The organism is Clostridia bacterium, assembly GCA_026414765.1.
GTDB lineage: Bacteria > Bacillota > Clostridia > Acetivibrionales > DSM-27016 > SKW86.
In genome coordinates this window covers 120,097-139,516 of record JAOAIJ010000016.1, presented here as the reverse complement: position 1 = coordinate 139,516, position 19,420 = coordinate 120,097, and the positions used below count along the sequence as shown (strand labels likewise).

Annotated in this window: 23 protein-coding genes; 9 read left to right on the top strand and 14 right to left on the bottom strand. The window is 37.2% G+C overall.

Annotated elements, in window-relative coordinates; translation table 11 throughout:
- Positions 1–21: 21 nt before the first annotated feature.
- From N3I35_05365 to N3I35_05320, 10 genes are all read right to left on the bottom strand, one after another.
- Positions 22–1,431 carry a HAMP domain-containing histidine kinase gene (locus tag N3I35_05365; GenBank protein MCX8129515.1) on the bottom strand — a complete coding sequence of 470 codons (1,410 nt, stop codon included), beginning with the start codon at positions 1,429–1,431 and terminating at the stop codon, positions 22–24.
- Positions 1,432–1,443: 12 nt separating this feature from the next.
- Positions 1,444–2,139, bottom strand: a complete 696-nt coding sequence (locus N3I35_05360; GenBank protein ID MCX8129514.1) for a response regulator transcription factor — start codon at positions 2,137–2,139, stop codon at positions 1,444–1,446.
- A gap of 53 nt (positions 2,140–2,192) precedes the next feature.
- Positions 2,193–2,339 carry a hypothetical protein gene (locus N3I35_05355; protein ID MCX8129513.1) on the bottom strand — a complete coding sequence of 49 codons (147 nt, stop codon included), beginning with the start codon at positions 2,337–2,339 and terminating at the stop codon, positions 2,193–2,195.
- 264 nt (positions 2,340–2,603) lie between these two features.
- Positions 2,604–2,777 (bottom strand): hypothetical protein, encoded by a 174-nt coding sequence (locus tag N3I35_05350; GenBank protein ID MCX8129512.1) that lies wholly within the window; start codon positions 2,775–2,777, stop codon positions 2,604–2,606.
- Between the two features lie 140 nt (positions 2,778–2,917).
- Positions 2,918–3,661 (bottom strand): ABC transporter permease, encoded by a 744-nt coding sequence (locus tag N3I35_05345; GenBank protein MCX8129511.1) that lies wholly within the window; start codon positions 3,659–3,661, stop codon positions 2,918–2,920.
- A 13-nt stretch (positions 3,662–3,674) separates the two neighbouring features.
- A complete protein-coding gene (locus N3I35_05340; protein MCX8129510.1) occupies positions 3,675–4,580 on the bottom strand; it encodes an ABC transporter ATP-binding protein in 906 nt (301 codons plus the stop codon).
- Positions 4,581–4,704: 124 nt separating this feature from the next.
- Positions 4,705–5,418 (bottom strand): hypothetical protein, encoded by a 714-nt coding sequence (locus N3I35_05335; GenBank protein ID MCX8129509.1) that lies wholly within the window; start codon positions 5,416–5,418, stop codon positions 4,705–4,707.
- 19 nt (positions 5,419–5,437) lie between these two features.
- Positions 5,438–5,614: a hypothetical protein gene (locus N3I35_05330; protein MCX8129508.1), complete on the bottom strand. Its 177-nt coding sequence runs from the start codon at positions 5,612–5,614 to the stop codon at positions 5,438–5,440.
- Positions 5,615–5,619: 5 nt separating this feature from the next.
- A complete protein-coding gene (locus N3I35_05325; GenBank protein MCX8129507.1) occupies positions 5,620–6,207 on the bottom strand; it encodes a TetR/AcrR family transcriptional regulator in 588 nt (195 codons plus the stop codon).
- Between the two features lie 112 nt (positions 6,208–6,319).
- Entirely contained in the window at positions 6,320–6,574 is a 255-nt protein-coding gene (locus N3I35_05320; GenBank protein ID MCX8129506.1) for a hypothetical protein, read from the bottom strand.
- A gap of 264 nt (positions 6,575–6,838) precedes the next feature.
- On the opposite strand from N3I35_05320, the gene N3I35_05315 reads away from it, so the two are divergent.
- From N3I35_05315 to N3I35_05280, 8 genes are all read left to right on the top strand, one after another.
- Positions 6,839–7,468, top strand: coding sequence for a response regulator (locus N3I35_05315; protein ID MCX8129505.1), 630 nt, complete (start codon positions 6,839–6,841; stop codon positions 7,466–7,468).
- Between the two features lie 23 nt (positions 7,469–7,491).
- Positions 7,492–8,139: an HAD-IA family hydrolase gene (locus N3I35_05310; protein ID MCX8129504.1), complete on the top strand. Its 648-nt coding sequence runs from the start codon at positions 7,492–7,494 to the stop codon at positions 8,137–8,139.
- 51 nt (positions 8,140–8,190) lie between these two features.
- Positions 8,191–10,176 (top strand): ATP-binding protein, encoded by a 1,986-nt coding sequence (locus N3I35_05305; GenBank protein MCX8129503.1) that lies wholly within the window; start codon positions 8,191–8,193, stop codon positions 10,174–10,176.
- 167 nt (positions 10,177–10,343) lie between these two features.
- Positions 10,344–11,576: a hypothetical protein gene (locus N3I35_05300; protein ID MCX8129502.1), complete on the top strand. Its 1,233-nt coding sequence runs from the start codon at positions 10,344–10,346 to the stop codon at positions 11,574–11,576.
- Positions 11,577–11,673: 97 nt separating this feature from the next.
- Positions 11,674–12,399 carry an ABC transporter ATP-binding protein gene (locus tag N3I35_05295; GenBank protein ID MCX8129501.1) on the top strand — a complete coding sequence of 242 codons (726 nt, stop codon included), beginning with the start codon at positions 11,674–11,676 and terminating at the stop codon, positions 12,397–12,399.
- Entirely contained in the window at positions 12,386–13,138 is a 753-nt protein-coding gene (locus tag N3I35_05290; protein MCX8129500.1) for an ABC transporter permease, read from the top strand. The genes N3I35_05295 and N3I35_05290 overlap by 14 nt, the downstream gene beginning before the upstream one ends.
- 11 nt (positions 13,139–13,149) lie before the next feature.
- Positions 13,150–14,628, top strand: coding sequence for a HAMP domain-containing histidine kinase (locus N3I35_05285; protein ID MCX8129499.1), 1,479 nt, complete (start codon positions 13,150–13,152; stop codon positions 14,626–14,628).
- Positions 14,606–15,304, top strand: a complete 699-nt coding sequence (locus tag N3I35_05280; GenBank protein ID MCX8129498.1) for a response regulator transcription factor — start codon at positions 14,606–14,608, stop codon at positions 15,302–15,304. Before N3I35_05285 ends, N3I35_05280 begins: the two co-directional genes overlap by 23 nt.
- A 70-nt stretch (positions 15,305–15,374) precedes the next feature.
- On the opposite strand, the gene N3I35_05275 is transcribed toward N3I35_05280, so the two are convergent.
- The 3 genes from N3I35_05275 to N3I35_05265 all read right to left on the bottom strand — a co-directional run bounded on the left by N3I35_05275 (position 15,375) and on the right by N3I35_05265 (position 17,677).
- Positions 15,375–16,394, bottom strand: a complete 1,020-nt coding sequence (locus tag N3I35_05275) for a nucleoid-associated protein (GenBank protein ID MCX8129497.1) — start codon at positions 16,392–16,394, stop codon at positions 15,375–15,377.
- 317 nt (positions 16,395–16,711) lie between these two features.
- On the bottom strand, positions 16,712–17,125 hold the full coding sequence (locus N3I35_05270) for a bacteriohemerythrin (GenBank protein ID MCX8129496.1): 414 nt from the start codon (positions 17,123–17,125) through the stop codon (positions 16,712–16,714).
- A gap of 324 nt (positions 17,126–17,449) precedes the next feature.
- Complete coding sequence (locus tag N3I35_05265; GenBank protein ID MCX8129495.1) at positions 17,450–17,677, bottom strand: hypothetical protein; 228 nt, start codon at positions 17,675–17,677, stop codon at positions 17,450–17,452.
- A gap of 290 nt (positions 17,678–17,967) precedes the next feature.
- On the opposite strand from N3I35_05265, the gene N3I35_05260 reads away from it, so the two are divergent.
- A complete protein-coding gene (locus tag N3I35_05260; protein MCX8129494.1) occupies positions 17,968–18,165 on the top strand; it encodes a PspC domain-containing protein in 198 nt (65 codons plus the stop codon).
- 73 nt (positions 18,166–18,238) lie between these two features.
- Here N3I35_05260 and N3I35_05255 read toward each other — a convergent pair whose 3' ends face one another.
- Positions 18,239–19,381, bottom strand: a complete 1,143-nt coding sequence (locus tag N3I35_05255) for a copper amine oxidase N-terminal domain-containing protein (protein ID MCX8129493.1) — start codon at positions 19,379–19,381, stop codon at positions 18,239–18,241.
- Positions 19,382–19,420 lie beyond the last annotated feature (39 nt).

Sequence of the window (19,420 nt, the reverse complement as noted above, 5' to 3'; positions counted from 1 at the left end):
AGCCTTCTTTATATGCAAGAATCATTTAGGTAAAAATACAGTAAACTTTGTCCCTTGTCCGATTTCGCTTTTAACCTCTATCCTGCCCTCGTGCCTTCTGACTATCTCATCAGCGATAGCAAGTCCCAGACCCATTCCTCCATCCCTGGTATTCCGGCTTTTATCCGCCCTGTAAAAACGGTCAAATATCCTTTCTACATGCTCTCTTTCGATTCCGTTTCCTCTGTCTTCAATCTCAACTTGTACAGTCTTTTCAGTATCTCTTACCGATAAGCTTATATATCTGCCCTCACAACCGTATTTTACAGCATTGTCCATTAGATTCCTCAAAACCCTGGAAATCCTATCCCGGTCAAATTCCGCCGGTACGGGATAATCGGGAATATCCGCATTAAGCTCTATATCTTTATCCTGCAGTATGGGCATATACTCTATCAGCAGCTCCCGGCAAAGCTCCGCCAGATCATTTTTACTTCTGTCAAGCTCAAAGTTACCCGACTCCATTCTGGAGAACTCTAAAAGTTCTCCCAAAAGCTTTTCCATGTATAAAGCCCTTCTACGAATGATTCCTATATATTTATTGCGCTCCTCCTCATTCTCATAAACACCGTTTTCCAGAGACTCCGAATAACCTATTATGGATGTCAGAGGGGTTCTGAGGTCATGGGATATGTTTGAGACAAGCTTCCTTCTTTCCTCCTGAAAGGCTTTATCCTGATCAAATTGTTTTTTCAGTTTCCCGGACATATTGTTAAAATTCCTTGCAAGCTTCCCCAGTTCATCCCTTGAGTTATCAGGGATAGATACGTCCAGATTTCCCAACTCAAAGCTGTTAATACCGTTATAAAGCTGCGAAAACCTTCTGGAAATCCGTATAGTAAAAAGTACTGCAAAAACACTTGATACAACCAGAGTAATACCCAGACCCACCAGGAATATAATTCCCATCACGCCTGCACCCCTTACTCCGTTTACTGCCAGAATCATGGTCATAAACTCATCCTGTGGCACTAAAACAAGTATAACCCCTTTTTGCCCTCCCATAAGCGTCACTTCCCTGGCAGCCAACCATTCCTTTTGATCCCAGGAGCCATGATAGGACAATGCTTCCAATAATCTTCCCGTCGTAAACTTCCGCTCTATTCCATTGGTAGAATATATTATTTCCATATCCTTGGAAAGAAGCTCAAATATCATTCCCTCATACTTCTTTTCTTTTTGTTTGAATATCGGACTAACCTTTGACTTGTCTATAGAGTCTGCAGAAATGATCTCTTTTTCTACCTCTCTGACGGCCTTATTCATATCATATTGGGTAAAACCGCTCCACAAGCCATGACTTAGCAAGTATGCAGTAACAAATATGAAGACAATTACAGATATGATAATGGAAATTATAAATACAACAATGATTTTTGACCTCAGCTTCATAGAAGCAACCCCCTACTGCACCCCGAACTTATAGCCAATCCCCCGTACAGTCTGAATATACAACGGAGCTTTGGGATCATCTTCGATCTTGTCCCTTAGATGACTTATGTATACCATTACTGAGTTGTCATCATAAAAATCATCATCCCATACATTTCTGTATATTTGAGCCTTGGTAAAAACCCTGCCCGGATTTTCCATTAAGAATTTGAGCAGTTTCAATTCTCTTGCAGAAAGGTCTATATGCTGTCCATTTTTTGATAGTAAATATGATTTGACATCAAGAGTCAATTCACCTTTTACAAGGGTTTCCTCTTCTTCAACAGAAGTCCTGAAAACTCTGCTCCGCCTTATGTGAGCCTTTATTCTGGCAGTAAGCTCTGCAGGGCTGAAGGGTTTAGTGACATAGTCGTCTGCTCCCAATCCGAAGCCAAGTATTTTGTCATGGTCCTCCTGCCTTGCACTCAGAAATAAAACAGGCAGATAAGACTTATGCTTCCGGATTTCCCTCAGCACCTCAAAACCATCCATATCACCCATCATTATATCCAGAACAACAAGATCAAAATCTTTTTGGGATATTGCATCTAAAGCCTTTAGTCCACACTCCGCCTGGTGAATCTGCATACCTTCTCTGGAAAGGTACTTTGCTATCAGCTCACGGATTTCCTGTTCGTCATCCACTACCAAAACTTTTTCTCCCGCCATGAATTCAGTCCTCCTGGATAAGATACCTTTAAATTATACACCATTTTCGAAAATTAAGCATGACTACTGTAAAATATCCTCTGAAAAGCTGCTTCATTTTCAAGTGCTTTAGCACCTTGGGGAAGAAACAAACTTATGAGTAATAAAAGCAGAAACATGATACATGCCAAATATTTATATATCTCGTTTTTATATTCCATCTTAATCCTCCTGGATATAGACAATCTATCTATATCCCCAATACCTAAATCCTAAAAAAATCCAGTAACTATAGAGCCAGATAAAGATCAGCCTTGCTAATATAACTGTCATACTGCCTTATTCTTTCGCAAGTGCCATGTAAGAAACTTTCCCCTTTCCGTCTTCCTTAAGCACCTGCAAATCTGCTCATGTTCCCGCATGCTCCATCATCCGTTGACCTTTTTAATCTTTCAAAAAATCCATAGCCTTTTGATAAGAGAATCCTACCATCCCAGCCGCCTTTTCTTCCTCTGCACCGATTCCAGTACCATCACCGGAAGCAGAAGCAATATTAACAAGACAAATAGGGAAAAAAGAACTATCAATACCAGAACCAATGCTGTACTTTCTTTTATTCCCCTGATAATATTCGAGGAACTATTCCCTATATATTTCATTGAATTTACCTCACAAAATATTAAACTAACTTGTTGTGACAGTTGGTTAGAATTGCTTGTGTAGTGATTTAGAGCATATTGATGAAACTTTATATAAAAAATCAACTAGCACAAGAGGTTAATTTCAAGCCGTAACGTACTTACCCATTCTGGTCCGCTCTGTGAAAATAAACGATCGTAAGAACCATAAACAGAGTCAGGTATATACCCATGCTCGCAAGGGGATATTCGATTTTCATCGGAAAATCCTTCGAAGACTGTATCATCACAATATCGGCGGGGATAGACCATGGTGAAAGGTATGAGTGCTCCCAGTTCAAGGTTATTACATTACCTATGGTTCCGCAGACAGTCATAACCATAGCAGGTATAAAGCTCTTAAAAAGCAGTGTTATAAACATCATAAACGGAACAAGCAATACTGTTGCCAATCCTGCCATCATTATTTCTATACTCTTGTTCCACATCATTTCGGGTTTCATTTCAAATCCCATGATATATCCGCAAAGGATATTAATAACGGCAACTATTGCATATTGTATCAATATAAGAACATATACGTATATAATTTTCGAAAGCATTATCTTTATACGGTTATGCGGTGAAGCAACAACATTTTTCATTGTTTTCTGCTGATATTCATAAAACACCGCAAACACTGCTACAAAAGATGTTATTATCGGCCCTACCATGAAAGCAAACAGCACTCTGAAGTATCCATTGAAATTATCCCAGGTATACGCTCCGGATTTAACATAGTTTTCCTTGTTAATCAGAAACATCAATACTACCAGGCCTAATGGTGCCAGCATTCCCAGCATTGATAATGAATTTATATAAGTATTTTTGAATTTCTTGAACTCGCATCTTATAAGACTAAACATTTATATTCCTCCTTTAAGCACCTATCTCCGAAGTAATGGACAGGAATCTTTCTTCCAAGCTCTGGGATACTGATGACAGGTTGAACACCTTAATATCCCTTGCTACAAGGTTTTTATTAATCATGTGATTCAGTTCCTTACTGCAGAATACTTTGAAACCCTCAGCCTCTATTTTGTAGCTCATCTTCATATTTTTCAGAATTATCTCTGCTTCCCGCATATCATCAACCTCTACCATCAGGCAGCTTTGGTCCGCAGATTTTATTGACTGCACATCGGATTCTTCTATCAGCCTTCCCTTATCGATAATACCGACATAATCAGCCAGAAGCTGTATTTCACTTAGTATATGGCTGGATATCAATATTGTTATTCCATTCTTTTCCGACAGATTCCGCAAAAAATCTCTGGTATCCTTTATTCCAGCCGGATCCAGACCATTTGTTGGTTCATCAAGTATGAGTATTTTGGGTGAATGTATGAGAGCATTTGCTATACCAAGCCTTTGCTTCATTCCCAATGAGAAATTTTTTGCCTTTTTATTGCCCACATCCGTCAGTTCAACGATTTTTAGAACTTCTTCTATACGCTTTTTATCAACCCCGTACAGCTGAGTTGTTATCTCCAGATTGTCTCTGGCTGTGAGATTCTCATAAAAACCCGGTGTTTCCACAATGCCGCCGATGTTTCTGGAGGCCCATATCCTGTCTTCTCTGGCATTTCTGCCAAAAACGGTTATTTCTCCTCCATCAGGTCTTATAAGCCCCATAATCATCCTTATGGTTGTCGTTTTTCCTGCACCGTTTTTCCCCAGAAAACCATATATTTTCCCCTCCGGCACACATAGGCTTAAATTATCAACAGCTCTGATACCTTTATAGCTTTTAGAAAGATCCTTAACTTCTATTGCATGCTTCATTTGGCTATCAACTCCTATTTCAAACTATTGTCTAATACATTATGTAATTATATCCAGCTTAGTTTAAATAGGACTTAATTATTTCTTAAAGTTTTCTTAAAATTATCATTTCTCTCGCCCGTTCTTATTCCAGCCTCGTAGAAAAATCCACAGACAGCCCCTCCCCGGTCACTCTCTGTCTAAATGCAGCTACAGCGATCGCAATCAGAGCAAAAAGAAAAAGCACTCCCCCAACTACCGACCCCATCATAAGCAACGTATTCTTAAATACTATACCAGCCACTCCGGCAATACATGCAGCACCATTAAGCGAAAGAAGTACTCCGCCCGGTTTTGCTCCAGCAATATGTTTTATAAGCAAAACCCCAAAGACTATTGAAGGAATTCCAAGTACTGCATATCCGAGCTGATTGAGCACCCATACAGTCGACCCGGGCCAACCCTGCACAAACTGTCCCAGAATAACCTTATAAATATCAGAGTATTGCGAATCCGCATGTGATGCCAGTATAGGCACTATAGTAATCTGAGAAGAGTATACAAAAAGATTTATTGCACAGTATACAGGTATAAAAGCCATGCCCGCAAGAGCAGCCCCGCTATAATGCTTCTTAATATCCTGGTATAGGTATGCAAAGAAAACAGTAGCCGCCACAGTAACACATACTGCATTTATAAAGGATAGGTAATACAGGGTACCCCTGCTTGAAGCCAGGTACACAGCATCCTCCAATGTTTTCAATTCCCGTGCTCCTGCAATAAATGCAATCATTAATATAATCCATAAAATTGTAAAAACAAGACATACTATTGAAGTAATCCCAGTTTTTTTTGTCATAACATACCTCTAAATCCTACTATTTGCAAACCAATACATAAATGCATAAAACCAGCGTTGAAATCAGAGTCAAAATACCGAGCACCATATGTCCCTTAATACCATCCCTGAAGGATTGACCTCCAAAATGGATTGCAAAACCGCAGCCTATTGTAATAATAACCAGAATCAATGTAATTATGGATAAAAGCTTCATTTGCCTCATACTCCCCCATTCTTTATTCCATACAGGCATACCCGTATAATCTCTTTTAAATATCCTTCCAATCCATCTATATGGCTTTTGGAGTTAAACCAGTTTACAATACCCATGAACATGGAACTATTCAAGACGTCTATTTTTACTTTTACATTTGTCTTCACTATTTCATCATAATCCTTTGAACTACCTACGACATTTGAAAATATACCTATAAAGTCAAAATCCTTACTATTAGCATAATATACATAATCTTTGGCTACTTCTTTTATAAAGTAGCTAAAAAGCTTTTCTTCGTCTTTTATGGCATTTGCCAAAAATTCAGCAAGAGCAAACAGATTATCTTCCATACTTCTATCCTTGTGAAATGCAATACTCATGTCCAGCTGGCTAAATCTTTTTTTTGCCCATTTCATAAGTATCTGCTGTTTCGATGAATAAAAATTATAAAAAGTTCCTTTTGCAATACCAACTTCTTTAGTAATAGAATCAATAGTTGTATTTTCATAACCTTTTTCTCTAAACATCTTAACTGCCGTATCAAGTATAAATTTGCCTATATGCACTCTTTGCTGTTCAAACAGAGACAATGCAACACCCCCCTTTTCTAGACCCGGTCCATTTTATGACCACGGTCATATTATATCATAAAAACATTTATAAATAAATAAGTATATAGATTTAATTATCCTGACGCTCATTTTAAAGTGTTTTGAATTCCTTTTCAAGAATTGCAATTTGCTTTTTTACAAATTTATCAACGAATTCTTTTATGCCCTCATTCGGAAGATCCATGTATTGGCTGTCATTACATTCCTCATCATAATAAAGGCATAAACCCCAGATCTTGACTTGGTCGCCCCTCTCCAGAATCATCTTTAAATCATTAATCTGTCGTTTTATTGTTTCTGCCCTTCCGACTTTACGTTGAAGCTCAAATAGTGTTTCGTCAGTCATGGGGTATCCTCCATAAATCTACAACCTATTTCCAAAGGTTTGAAATATTTCCACATACATTTTATTAACCTTTATCGTGCCACCATCTACTATATATAGCAACTAATCTATTTTAAATAGACTTTTGTTAATTTTTACATGTATATAATAGCACCTAAACTCATTGGTGTCAATTTACATTACTGTATTGACTTTACATTTACATGCGTGTTACTATTAATTTATAGATTTTATGCTAATATATGGTATAATAGGTATACAAAAATGAGAAAAAAGTACTTTATAGAAACAAATATAGACATAAAAACAAAGAATAGTATACATATTTTGCTGCTGGATGATGACCGTACCATTCTCGATGCTTTAAAGAAAAAAATCGAGGCCGTAGGATATAGCTGCATTACTACTGATAATCCTAGCGAAGCGGTCAACATAATCAGCAATCAGAAAATTGATTTATTTATTGTGGATTATTTCTTAATTGGTTGTACAGGAATAGATGTAGTAAATAAAATAAGGCAGTTTTCAAAGGTATACACTATTTTGCTGACAGGCTTTGTAACCAATATGCCCTACGAAATCGCTCTTGGCAATTATGATATTGATTCATATTCTGAAAAAAGTGCCGATTTGAAGGATTTACTGATGAAAATAGAAATCGGTGCAAAAAGCATAATAAAAAATAATATAAAAAATGGTTTAACTTTTGAGGAGCGGCTGCGTTATTTAAGAGAGCTTAACGGGAAAACGCGGGATGATGTAGCCCAATACCTGGGTGTGGCTAAAGGTACCATAGGTGCATATGAAACAGGAACTGCCCGGCCTGATTTCGAAAAATTGAGAATGCTGGTGAAATATTTTAATATATCTTTTGATTCTCTATTATCAGATTAAGGTGTCGCGCAGGAGTTTATATAATGATAAAAAACTTAATATTTGATTTTGATGGTACTATTGTCAACTCAAAAGATTTAGTTATCCATTTATACAATGAATTAGCCTACGAGAATAATTACAAAAAGCTGTCATCATCGGATATCGAATACTTAATTAACCTTCCTATATCAGAAAGAATCAAGCTTCTTGACATTCCTATTCACAAAATACCCTCCCTCCTTTTTGAAGTATTGAATAAGTACAGAAAACATATACACTCACTTCATACTGCCGATGGAATTGTAGATTTACTATATGCACTCAAAGCAAAAGGTTTCAGGCTTGGAATCATTTCATCAAATGCAGCAGGTACCATAAGAGAATTTCTTAAAAAAAATGACATGGATATGTTTGAAAACATTTATTCTGCCAAAAACGTTTTTGGGAAACATTACGCAATAAACAGTTTTATGAAAAAATACAGATTGGAAAAAGAAGAGACTTTTTATGTTGGAGATGAAATAAGGGACATAATATCCTGCAAAAAATCAGGAGTCCCAATAATAGCGGTAACATGGGGTTATGACTCAAGGGAGCTTTTATCTGGCGGAAATCCGGATTTTATAGCTGACCACCCGGCTGAAATACTACGTATAGCATGCAACTTGCAAATCCCGGATCATACATAAAACTACAACTTGTTAAGTATATTACAACACGAAAAAGGAGCATGATTATTTATGAAAAAATATTATGCATTTATAGTTATTTTTTTAGTTTTCTTAGTTTTCATCAGTATATCTTGTTCATATTCTTATTATGACTCCCCAAAAATATCAAAAGGATTTATTGACTTAAGCGGATTGGACTTCAAAGAAAGTGCCCCTGTCAAGCTTGACGGAGAATGGGAGTTTTACTGGAACAAGCTTTTGGAGCCTGCCGATATTGACTCTGATTCCCTACTTTCCGGTCAAAAACAATTCCTGAATATTCCGGGATATTGGAACAAATCCAATTATCCATCCTTTGGTTGTGCTACCTATAAACTTGTTATTAAGACAAAGAATGAGAATAGCCTATTGGCTATGAGACTCCCAAGGGTTTTAAGCGCTTATAAGCTATGGATTAACGGAAAAATGCTTGCCTCACGTGGAGAAGTATCAAAAGATTCTGCCGGCAGCAAGGACCTGTCTGCTCCGTTAACTTTTGTCTTTTATAATGACAGCAACATACTTGAGATAGTTATGCAGGTGTCAAACTTCTCAGATAAAAATGGCGGATTTACTGCATCAATGTATTTGGGAGATGAGAAAAAGATCCTAGAGGCAGAAGATAATCAATTAATTCTGGATATGTTCCTATTAGGATTAATCTTCATAATGGGATTCTATCACTTCATCGTTTATATTTTTCATAGGAAGGAAATATCCGCATTATTGCTTGCAATAACATGCTTAATAATGGAAATAAGGATAATTACAACAGGAGAAGCCGTACTGCTGCAAACAGGTATTATAAGCGAAATTGTTTTATTCAAAATAAATTATACGCTTTATGGGGTGGCTGCTACAGCTGTTGTGACATTTTTCTATACTCTTTTCCCAAAAGAATTTCCCAAAAAGGCTATTAGGCTTTTTCAAATTTTCAACCTGGCTTCCGCTCTGCTAATGCTTTGTATCGGAGCTGCAACCCCTGTAGCTTTCATCAATTTTTACCTGTTTGCTGGTGTTGCTCAAGGGGTATACACAATATATATTCTCATTCTGGCACACCTCCACAAGCGTGAAGGCGCATCAATACTTCTGCTGGGCACAACAATTTTCCTGCTGCTTATTCTGAATGACGTACTGCGCTCCGTCCAAATAATATATACGATAGTTCTGTCGCCTGTGGGGCTTGCGACGCTGATGTTTGCCCAATCTGTTGTATTAGCAATGAAATCTTCTCAAGCCGCGAAAAAGGAAATGATAAACGCCCACCTTATGGAAACTACGAAGTTATCGGCAATGCGGGTTTTGATAGGAGGAATTGCCCATAATCTAAAAACACCTGTTATGACAGTGTCACTAGTAAAAGATGAACTTTTGGGACTCGTTCACGAATATTCACGAGCAATAGATGACCAGAGCTATACCAGCCAGGACCATCGCGAAATGGCATCTGAAATGCGCAGTTGCGTAGAGGGATTAACCCCGACACTGGAGTATGTAAACAAAATAATAGATACTTTAAAGAATCAGGCAGTAGTCCTCAATACAGATTTTAGCGGAGCCTTTACAGTACCTGAACTGTTTGAAAATATCAAGGTTCTTTCAGAGCATGAGGTAAACCGTAATAATTGCAGGCTGAAAACAGAAGCCGCAACCAATATAAAAATAACCGGCCAGCTAAATTCACTACTGCAAGTAATATATAATCTGATAGTAAACGCAATACATGCTTACAACGGGAACGGAGGCACTATTGAACTAAAAGCCGTCCAAGAAGGAGAATGCGTTATTTTCAGTGTAAAAGACTACGGAAAAGGAATATCAAAAAAAATCCAACAAAAGCTCTTTAAGGAAATGATAACCGATAAAGGTAAAAATGGCACAGGTTTCGGCCTTTATATATCTTACTCGGTAATAAAATCAAGCTTCATGGGTGATATGTGGTTTGAAACAAAAGAAGACAAAGGAACAACCTTCTTTGTAAAAATACCGGTAAAGGATACTGTCTCAGAATAAATATATGTATTAGGATTTGGAAAAAAGCTTTCATACAAACTTTTGTATGGAGGCTTTTATTTTTGTTAATACATTGTTAATATTTATGTTAGATTAATTCAATATGTATGTTTTAAAATTATATTGTAGGGAGTACTTCCAATTTATTTATAAGGAGAGTAGTTATAATGAAAAAGAACAAAAAACTGGTTATGGCCTTAAGCTTCTGTGTCGGTGTTGCGTTGTTCGGCACAACCGTGTTTGCCGATATAGCTGCCAGAACGGGGTATGACGAATTCAAAGATGCAGTGAAGAATACATTCCAGAACTGCAGTAAAAGCTATCAGAACTTTACTTTGGAAGGTTATACTACTATAAAAGATAATGATAAAATCCTAGCCTCAGTCAATAGTTTATCAAAATATGATAATGTAAACAAAAGATCCCTGGATACCGGAACTACTGAAATGGCAGGCGGTTCAAAAGCTAATACATTATTCTACAGGGATCAGTACTGCTCACTATGGTATAACAATGAAAGCGATACTTACTATATCAGTGAATTTACAAAGAAAAATGAACACCCTATATTCGAAAATCCATTTGAAAATGACAGAGCAAAAGATATTGAAAAAATCGCTGATGCACTTATAGGCAACCTCAAAGACTATATAATAATTAATGACAAAACGGATGGAAGCAAAGAACTTTCAGCTTCTCTGAGTGAAACTCAGATTCCCGCTCTTATCAACGCAGTAATATCATTTGGTTTTAAGCAAGAGGCATCAAGTAGAAATATGCGCAACAATGAACCTCCTATTCCTCAGTTGAAGGATGACATTTTTATAAAAAACCTTAATACAAAAGTAGCTCTGAGTGAAGAGGGCGTTATTGAAAGTATACTTGCAACAGGAACTTTATCAGGTAAGGATGAGCAGGCAGTCTCACATGATTTGACAGTAGAAATCCTGCTCAAGTTATCCGATATAAATTCAACTTTAGTGGAAAAACCTGATTTAAACGGTAAGAAAGTAGAAAAAAGTACTCAAACACCATTTGATGAAAAGACTATATCAAAGAAATTCATCGGAACATACAAAAATGATATAGTAGTTGAAAAGGAAAACGCCTTTGTCAAGCTTGGCGAAAGATTTGTAGTAATATCCGGTATAGATGGCAAAAGCATAACAGGAAAATACTATGAAGTTTACAAGGACGAGTACAAGGAGCAATATGCCGGCAGAGCTGTGTCCTTCGACTTTACGGCCGAAATACAAAATCCTTATAGTGCGCAATTTACTTATAAAGAAAAAGGCTACAACCTTTCAGAAATATACTTTGATTCAAACGGATCACAAATAAACCTTGGAGGCAGTGCTCCTGACCGTTTCAATTATGGCTTCTCAAGGGTATTTGATTAATCAGACTATAGTACAGTACTGATGTACCGTTACCCCTTTTCACCAATTGGGAAAAGGGGTAACGGTTGTATTCATAAATGTTGATTTTGGAGGGTATATGGAGAAGGTTCTTGAAATAATTGATTTAAACAAGGTGTACAAAAATAATAGAGGAATAAGGAATGTCAGCCTTGAGATTTATAGAGGAGACGTTTTTGGTTTTCTTGGTCCAAACGGAGCAGGCAAAACTACAGCCATGAAGATAATGACAGGACTGATGGAGGCAGACAGCGGAGATGTAAAGATATTCGGACACAGCATAAATGATTCTTTTGAAAAAGCGATGCAGAAGGTGGGATGCATAATTGAGACCGTAGAATCCTACAGCTACCTGACCGCGTATGAAAACCTGAAGCAGTTTTCAAGATATTATAGCAATGTAGATAACAAGAGGATTGATGAAGTACTGGAAATAACAGGTCTCTTAAAATACAAGTCGGAAAAAGCAAAAAACTTTTCGCTCGGTATGAAGCAAAGACTGGGGATTGCTGCTGCAATCTTGTCCAGACCAGAGCTTGTCATACTTGATGAGCCTTTAAACGGCCTTGATGTGGAGGGTATGATAGAAATGAGAAAGCTGATAAAGAAGCTTTCGGAGGAAAATAATACAACCTTCTTCATTTCCAGCCATTTGATACATGATGTAGAACTTACCTGTAACAGGATCGGAATAGTAATAGACGGAAAAATCCTGAGTGTGGACTACACAGAGAATATTCTAAAGAATCATGCATCCTTGGAAAACTATTTTATAAGCGAGGTAGAAAGGAATGGAAGCATTTAAGGCATCATTTGTCAACGAAATAGAAAAAATGTATAAAAAGAAAAAGGCCGTAGTAATAGTCATAATCTCTCTTGTAGTAATTGTCCTTGGACAGCTTGCAGTAATAGGAGTAAGAAACGGTTTGGGGCTAAGGGCGGCAGGCAGTACTCAGTTTCCCATCCTTGTACTTTCCCTCTTTGTGAATACAATACTGCCTCTTTTTACTGCTCTTGTTACAATAGATATTTTTACCGGAGAGTTTTCACAAAACAGCATGAAGGTCATTATTACACGACCCGTTACAAGGTTCAAGGTATTTTCATCCAAGATAGCTGCCATTACTTTCTTCGTCCTGGCAAACCTCTTTGTAGTAATGCTTTTATCTACTGTTGCAGGATTGCTTTTTAATACAAATTCACTGACACCCGGAGGGATTTTAAGGATAATCCTCTCATATACGGTTACTGCATTGCCTGTTATGACGCTGGCTTTGACAATTACAGTTTTTGCAAATATTTTCAAAAGCGGTTCTGCTGTCTTTTTCCTGTCCATACTGATGTTTATAGTATTTAAAGCTTTAGGTTATGTATTCTCCCAGTACTCAAGCCTGTTTGCCACCTCGATGCTGGGCTGGTACAACCTCTGGATAGCAAATGACATCCCTGTCTTTAAGGTGTTCAGACTGTTTCTTATAATGCTTGGATATGCTATAATGTCTTTTACAGCAGGATTTTACCTTTTTGATAAGAGAGACTTATAATAGGTGAATATATGATATTAAAAAACCGTTTAGTCATATCAAATGCCACTGTATTCATTCTTCCGGTATTAATAACAATAGCCGCAGCGTCTGTTTATATATTTGTGAGCTCAAATTTGCTGGATATCAAAATCGGTTACGGCAGTGTAAAACATCTTGCCGAGCGAAGATATGAGCTGTTCAAGGCAGATAGCCTACTGGTCCAGCGGAAATGTGATATGCTTACAGAAAAGGATTTTCAGCAATTCCTTGCTTCAAGGCTTACCGGTGCAGGCGCAGATATTGTCACACTAAAAGAAGGTAAGATAGTGTTCTCTACAAGGGAATTCAGCAAAATTGATATAGAAAAATGTCTTTCCCTGGTAAAAAGCGGTTTGTTCAGTGATTCAATCGACTTAAACGGTATTTCCTATATAATTAAAATCGTACCCCTTGCTTTCGAGGATGGCAATCAAGGCAGTGCCATTTTTCTCGCTGAACTTAAAAAAGAGGGTATAGCGTTTGATAACCTGTTAGTGTTCACAGTAATCGTTTTTCTTACTTCATTTGTAATAACAAATATATTATTGTCACTTATGTTATCAAAAAGTATTTCCAAGCCTCTGAAAAAATTAAAGACAGCAGCCGGAGAAATAAGCTGCGGCAACCTGAACTATGAGATTATAGAAGATGGGGATGAAGAGATCAGGGATTTATGCAAATCATTTGAGCAGATGAGGCTAAAACTCAAAGAATCGGTACACACTCAAATGAAATATGATGATAACAGAAAAATGCTTGTCTCAAGCATTTCCCATGATTTGAAAACCCCCATAACATCTATAAAAGGTTATGTGAATGGTATAATTGACGGGGTTGCCAACACTCCCGAAAAGATTGAAAAATATCTAAAAACCATATATTCCAAAGCTTCCCAGGTAGACTCAATGATAGACGATCTGCTCCTGTATTCCAGACTTGATCTGAGTCAAATACCCTTTAACTTTGAGGAAACAGATATCTCCAGATTTTTTCGGGATTGTGTGTTAGAATGCGGACCGGAGCTGGAAAAAGCAAATATAAACCTCATATTTGAAAGCAAAGTTACACCCGCTGCATATGTACTTATCGACCGTGAAAAGGTAAGAAGAGTCATTGACAATGTAATTGACAACGCAAGGAAGTATATGAACAGGACAGATGGAGAAATCCGGATTATCCTTCGGGAGTCCAGCTCTAATATAATAATTGAGATACGGGACAATGGCCCGGGAATAAATAAAGAGCACCTTATTCATATATTTGACAGATTCTACAGGACAGATTCATCAAGGAGCAAAATAAAGGGAAGCGGGCTGGGGCTTGCTATTGCAAAGCAGATAATCGAAGGCCACAATGGTAGAATATGGGCTACCAGTCAGGAGAAAGAAGGTACGAGCATAATGATATCGCTTAAAAACATAAGTAAAGGGAGGCTCAGACACCTATATGAAAAAAGTATTGATTGTTGAGGATGATCAGGGAATAGCTGAACTTCAGAGAGATTACCTTGAAATCAACGGTTTTGCAGTAAACATATGCAGTGATGGTGTTGCAGGCCTGGCAAGCATAGAAAATGAAGAATATGATCTGATAATACTGGATATAATGCTTCCTGAGATTGATGGTCTGGAGATATTAAAGAGGGTCAGGGATTCCAAGGACATCCCTATACTGCTTGTGTCCGCAAAAAAGGATGAGATAGATAAAATAAAGGGCTTGGGACTCGGAGCTGATGACTATATTACTAAACCCTTTGTTCCCGGCGAATTGGTTGCCAGAGTAAATGCGCATATCCAGAAGTATGAGAGATTGAAAAGCAAATATGGCGGTAATGACATCAAGGGCAGCAGCCTTACCGTAAGAGGTCTGGAAATACAAAAGGATTCGAGAAGGGTTTTTGTAAATGGAAAGGAAGTAAACCTCGCACAGAAAGAGTTTGAACTTCTGCTTTTCCTTGTACAAAACCCCAACAGGGTTTTTGACAGGGAGGAGCTGTTTGAAAAAATATGGGGTCTGGATGCTCTGGGAGATGCATCAACTATTACTGTCCACGTAGCAAGGATAAGAGAAAAGATAGAATCCACCCCCTCTAACCCGCAGTACATTGAAACCGTATGGGGTGCCGGCTATAGATTCAGAACATAACAGACTCATGGAGACACTTCTTCCGCTTTATTGAGTTAAGCAGCGGAATTGCCTCCATGAACCCTTTAGTCTAAGCGTCCATAATTCTTGCTACATTTTTTATTACAATGGATATTGTCCCATCTACATTGTTGATGAATTCCAGTTTATCATTGTCTTTATAATATTCTATAGGAAGGTTTATCTCAATCCCCGTATCTGTCTTTATCCTTTGTCTCCTGAAAGATTTGTCTGCAACGGATTCACTGACCTCAAAAGTCTTATCCCTCAAACCCGCTTTTTCTACATATTCTACATAGGTTTGTTTTAATTCCGGATTCTGTCTGAAAACATTTTCTGCAACCTCCACTACATCCACTACAGCATTCTGATCAAGGCTTTCCGTCACTGCCTGCCTTATTTCTATGGTTTTCGAGAAATCCTCTTCAAAGTACTGCTTATTAAAGCTTTCTGTAGCTTTTTTGAAAAGTTTTACCTTTTCCTTTGAAGACAGATCGCTTGTACAGTTCAAAAAAAGTGTAGAAAAGTAAAATTCCTTCTCTCCGTTTATTTCATATTTCTTTTCAATCAGCTTTATATCCAGGCTAAACAGATTGATTATTGCACACTCCTCTACTTTTTGTCCTTCAGTAGGCAGGGAGGTCTTTTGCTTGACAATAGAGTTTACTCTTCCCGCCTGAAGTGTTTGAACATAATGGATATATGAAGGCTTATAATTGAACTTAAGCACTGCCAGATGTGGAGCTGCATCCAGTTCGAAAAATGTACACAGCAAATCTGCTGAAGGTATGTCTACGTGTTTTTGCATTATTCCGAACAGTTCGACGGCTATCTCATCAGTCACAGGTTTGAATTGGGAATTGTTCATCGCTATACTTTCAGAAAGCTCCCTCATTTTATTATTCTCACCGATAAACCTGGCTGTTTTCAGGTTTTCATCCTTCAGAATTTTCAATATATGTTTTTTGACAAACTCGTCGATTTCCTCATCCTCAGGATGTTCCTGATCCGATATTACAGGCATGTGCAAGTTATTATCAAGAATATGTACTATAAGATTCTTAATAGTAATATTTATTTCCTCAGACATTTTAACCTCCCACTTTCTCATACCGCCTCAAATTTTTTGTACTACCGATTACATGTTGCTACGACCCCACGCAATGGCATATCTACAAACAGGTAATTAATATTATATATTTATCCTGATGTTTTTGGGAATAGTTTTATTTACCATAAAAATGGAGTGCCCGTTACAATCTGATACATCTGGCCGATGAAAAGCAAAACATACCAAAATTGAAAGACACACTGATAATGTGTGCCCTGTCAAAGCCGGTTTATTCTGATTTATCTGTTTGAGAAGCTTTTTAGATAGTCTTATGAGGTTTAGTATGGCTGCTTTGCTTAAAATACACCTTTTGAGTTGAAGAATCCCTTGTACTGAATATCAGTTTTTATTATATGTGAGGATATCCAGTCTGCTACAAAAGTAATTATCTTCATCAGGGATTCCTCCTGATTTTCATCAATATTAAGATTTTCAAGCTTCATTATTTTCTTTATGAAAAAGTCATGCTCTATTTTGTGTATGTCAAGTTTATCATAACCCTGATCCTGCATCAGCTTTTCTTCATATGAAAAGTGATACTCGGTATATTTCCTCAGTTCATCCAGGATTGACATAATCTCATCATAGTGGTCGTACTGATTGCCCAAAGAGACCAAATCATACAACCTTCCCCCTATTTCAAACAATTTCTTATGCTGTTTGTCTATCTCTTCCACATTTGTTTTAAATTCATCTCTCCATCTGAACATAATACGTTCCTCCTTAAATTTTTACGGCTAATTGCAACGGCAGTTACTGTTTGTTGGTTAGAACAGCCTAGTGATATATACCACTCAGTCAAGCTTAATAACAGAAAAATCAGAACACTGTAAAGAAAGGACTTATTAATAGTATTGTATCATAAAATCTGATTTCAGCACTAAATTTTTAGCAGTTTGTGCATAGCTGTTATTGTAGAGGAGGGTGTTCAAAATGAAGAGTATATGGTTGAAATATTAAGTAAAGATAAATATAATAATTCCATAAAACAACGTTGGTATAGGGGATGGCATATGAAGCTCCATGATAGCAAGTTATACTACCTCCAGCCTTCCCATCCGTATATAGTTTTCTATTCTTTTTATACTTACATTGAATTTGTTTGACAGCTCATAAACAGTAGTTCCCGGATTGTGGTGTATATATTCCCTCAGAGGCTTGAACACCTCATCTTCTTCCCTGGAGCAGCTTCTGCAAAGTATGCTTCCATCGGTTGAACTGAAAACCTTTCCGCATTTTCTGCAGTTTTTCAAATCTGACATATAAAACACCATCCTTTGAATTCAGCATATTTTGCAAGTACTAAAATAGAAGTTTCGAAACGGATATACAGGTTGGAATTTATGTCAGTTAATCATATTATTCGTATGATGTTCAGCATATTTTGGGGTTAATTTTATTTTTATCGAGGAAATTTAGCAATTTTTGTTGCCCCAGGATATAGAACGGCAACCTCCTTGAGAAAAAAGAAAATAATTGGTTATAGTCAGACAAATCTTTTTATTGCCCGTACTATATTATGAAAACAATAAAATAAAGAGGTGTTTGTAATATGGAAAAAAAATTATATCTTTCTGATACAAATAAAAAGATCGGTGGCATCTGCGGCGGCCTTGGAGAGTATTTCAATATAGATGCTACATTTCTAAGACTTCTATGGGTTGTTCTTGTGTTATTTGCAGGTACCGGAATACTTGCTTACCTGATTGCATGGATGATTATCCCCAGAAGGCAGTTTAATTCTATGTAGAACTTACTTTGTCCTATAGACATAAAAAAGCCTGTCAAATCTTAATAGGTTTGACAGGCTTTTTTAAATATTATCAATCTTTTAGTTCGTCAGGAATCTCTATAGTTACGCCTTTATTGTAATCAAATATGCTCATAGTAAATTTAGCATTAAACTTCATTTTTACACCTTGAGTATTAATACTACCCGAAAAATTCATCGTCATACCCGTAATAGTTTTTGTTGCATTGTCAATTTCAAATGTAGCGTCTATACTGCTTGGTTTTCCACCATCAAATACATCTTTCAAAGATCCTTCTGAAATAATTTTCCCAAGAAAACTACTGCTGATTTTTGTTATCTTACCGCTTTTATCAGTAGTTATCTTACAGCTGGAATTAATTACATCCACATATGCCGCATCAGTTGCCGCTTCGGAGGATTCTCCAAAAAGCCCGGACATAAAACTCAAACCCATATCTTCTTGTGTAGAACTCTCCCATTCTTCAGTTAACGGGTTCTTTGCATATGTAACACCATTAATTGTATATGCTTCTGTGTCCATATCCATGCTTTGTCCCATAGCCTCTGTTGTTATTTTAGTTGACGTATATGAGTTCTTGTTAGCGACATCAACTTTGCCATCGGCACTCATGCTGGTTTTTGCAGTGCCCATATCCATAAACATATCCATGGTCATGGTTAATTTAAACTTATAATCATTAACCTTGTTCATTGTTGCTTCTACTTCATCCAATAGTGCCTTAACCTTTTTGAGTTCGTTTTCACCTGCTACAGAAACAGTTTTAAGTTTATTTGAGAATATTACCTTTTTCCCAATAAATTTTCCTATAAGCTCTCCCGGTATATATAAAACATTTTTTTGAACTATCATAGGTGCTTTCAGCTTAACTGTTTTACCATTTACTGTTGCTGACTTGCTGTTGAGCTTTGCATAAAGCTTCTTATCCGCTTTAGTAACAGTAATATCTGCATTTGCCTTCCCTATCTTTACACTCTTGCTGCCGGCTTTGACACCCATAACAGTCAACGCGCTTCCCACCGGGAAATACACTTCGTTACTGATGATTTGCGGCATTGGGTTCATTATTGTAACATTACCGTCTACTAGCACTGTAGTTATCTGAGTGCTTGCTGCGGGAGCTGCATAAACGCCGCAAATACTTGCGAACAACATGGAAATAACTAAAAATACCGAAATAATAATCTTTTTCATAAAACCTCTCCTATGTCCAAATTTTCCCTACATCAATAA

Coding starts and splice junctions, on each gene's coding strand:
- N3I35_05365 (MCX8129515.1), bottom strand. CDS start 1,431: ATGAAGCTGAGGTCAAAAATCATTGTTGTATTTATAATTTCCATTATC.
- N3I35_05320 (MCX8129506.1), bottom strand. CDS start 6,574: ATGACTGACGAAACACTATTTGAGCTTCAACGTAAAGTCGGAAGGGCA.
- N3I35_05305 (MCX8129503.1), top strand. CDS start 8,191: ATGAAAAAATATTATGCATTTATAGTTATTTTTTTAGTTTTCTTAGTT.
- N3I35_05290 (MCX8129500.1), top strand. CDS start 12,386: ATGGAAGCATTTAAGGCATCATTTGTCAACGAAATAGAAAAAATGTAT.
- N3I35_05270 (MCX8129496.1), bottom strand. CDS start 17,125: ATGTTCAGATGGAGAGATGAATTTAAAACAAATGTGGAAGAGATAGAC.
- N3I35_05300 (MCX8129502.1), top strand. CDS start 10,344: ATGAAAAAGAACAAAAAACTGGTTATGGCCTTAAGCTTCTGTGTCGGT.
- N3I35_05265 (MCX8129495.1), bottom strand. CDS start 17,677: ATGTCAGATTTGAAAAACTGCAGAAAATGCGGAAAGGTTTTCAGTTCA.
- N3I35_05355 (MCX8129513.1), bottom strand. CDS start 2,339: ATGGAATATAAAAACGAGATATATAAATATTTGGCATGTATCATGTTT.
- N3I35_05350 (MCX8129512.1), bottom strand. CDS start 2,777: ATGAAATATATAGGGAATAGTTCCTCGAATATTATCAGGGGAATAAAA.
- N3I35_05285 (MCX8129499.1), top strand. CDS start 13,150: ATGATATTAAAAAACCGTTTAGTCATATCAAATGCCACTGTATTCATT.
- N3I35_05260 (MCX8129494.1), top strand. CDS start 17,968: ATGGAAAAAAAATTATATCTTTCTGATACAAATAAAAAGATCGGTGGC.
- N3I35_05310 (MCX8129504.1), top strand. CDS start 7,492: ATGATAAAAAACTTAATATTTGATTTTGATGGTACTATTGTCAACTCA.
- N3I35_05340 (MCX8129510.1), bottom strand. CDS start 4,580: ATGAAGCATGCAATAGAAGTTAAGGATCTTTCTAAAAGCTATAAAGGT.
- N3I35_05330 (MCX8129508.1), bottom strand. CDS start 5,614: ATGAAGCTTTTATCCATAATTACATTGATTCTGGTTATTATTACAATA.
- N3I35_05315 (MCX8129505.1), top strand. CDS start 6,839: ATGAGAAAAAAGTACTTTATAGAAACAAATATAGACATAAAAACAAAG.
- N3I35_05275 (MCX8129497.1), bottom strand. CDS start 16,394: ATGTCTGAGGAAATAAATATTACTATTAAGAATCTTATAGTACATATT.
- N3I35_05280 (MCX8129498.1), top strand. CDS start 14,606: ATGAAAAAAGTATTGATTGTTGAGGATGATCAGGGAATAGCTGAACTT.
- N3I35_05360 (MCX8129514.1), bottom strand. CDS start 2,139: ATGGCGGGAGAAAAAGTTTTGGTAGTGGATGACGAACAGGAAATCCGT.
- N3I35_05345 (MCX8129511.1), bottom strand. CDS start 3,661: ATGTTTAGTCTTATAAGATGCGAGTTCAAGAAATTCAAAAATACTTAT.
- N3I35_05255 (MCX8129493.1), bottom strand. CDS start 19,381: ATGAAAAAGATTATTATTTCGGTATTTTTAGTTATTTCCATGTTGTTC.
- N3I35_05295 (MCX8129501.1), top strand. CDS start 11,674: ATGGAGAAGGTTCTTGAAATAATTGATTTAAACAAGGTGTACAAAAAT.
- N3I35_05335 (MCX8129509.1), bottom strand. CDS start 5,418: ATGACAAAAAAAACTGGGATTACTTCAATAGTATGTCTTGTTTTTACA.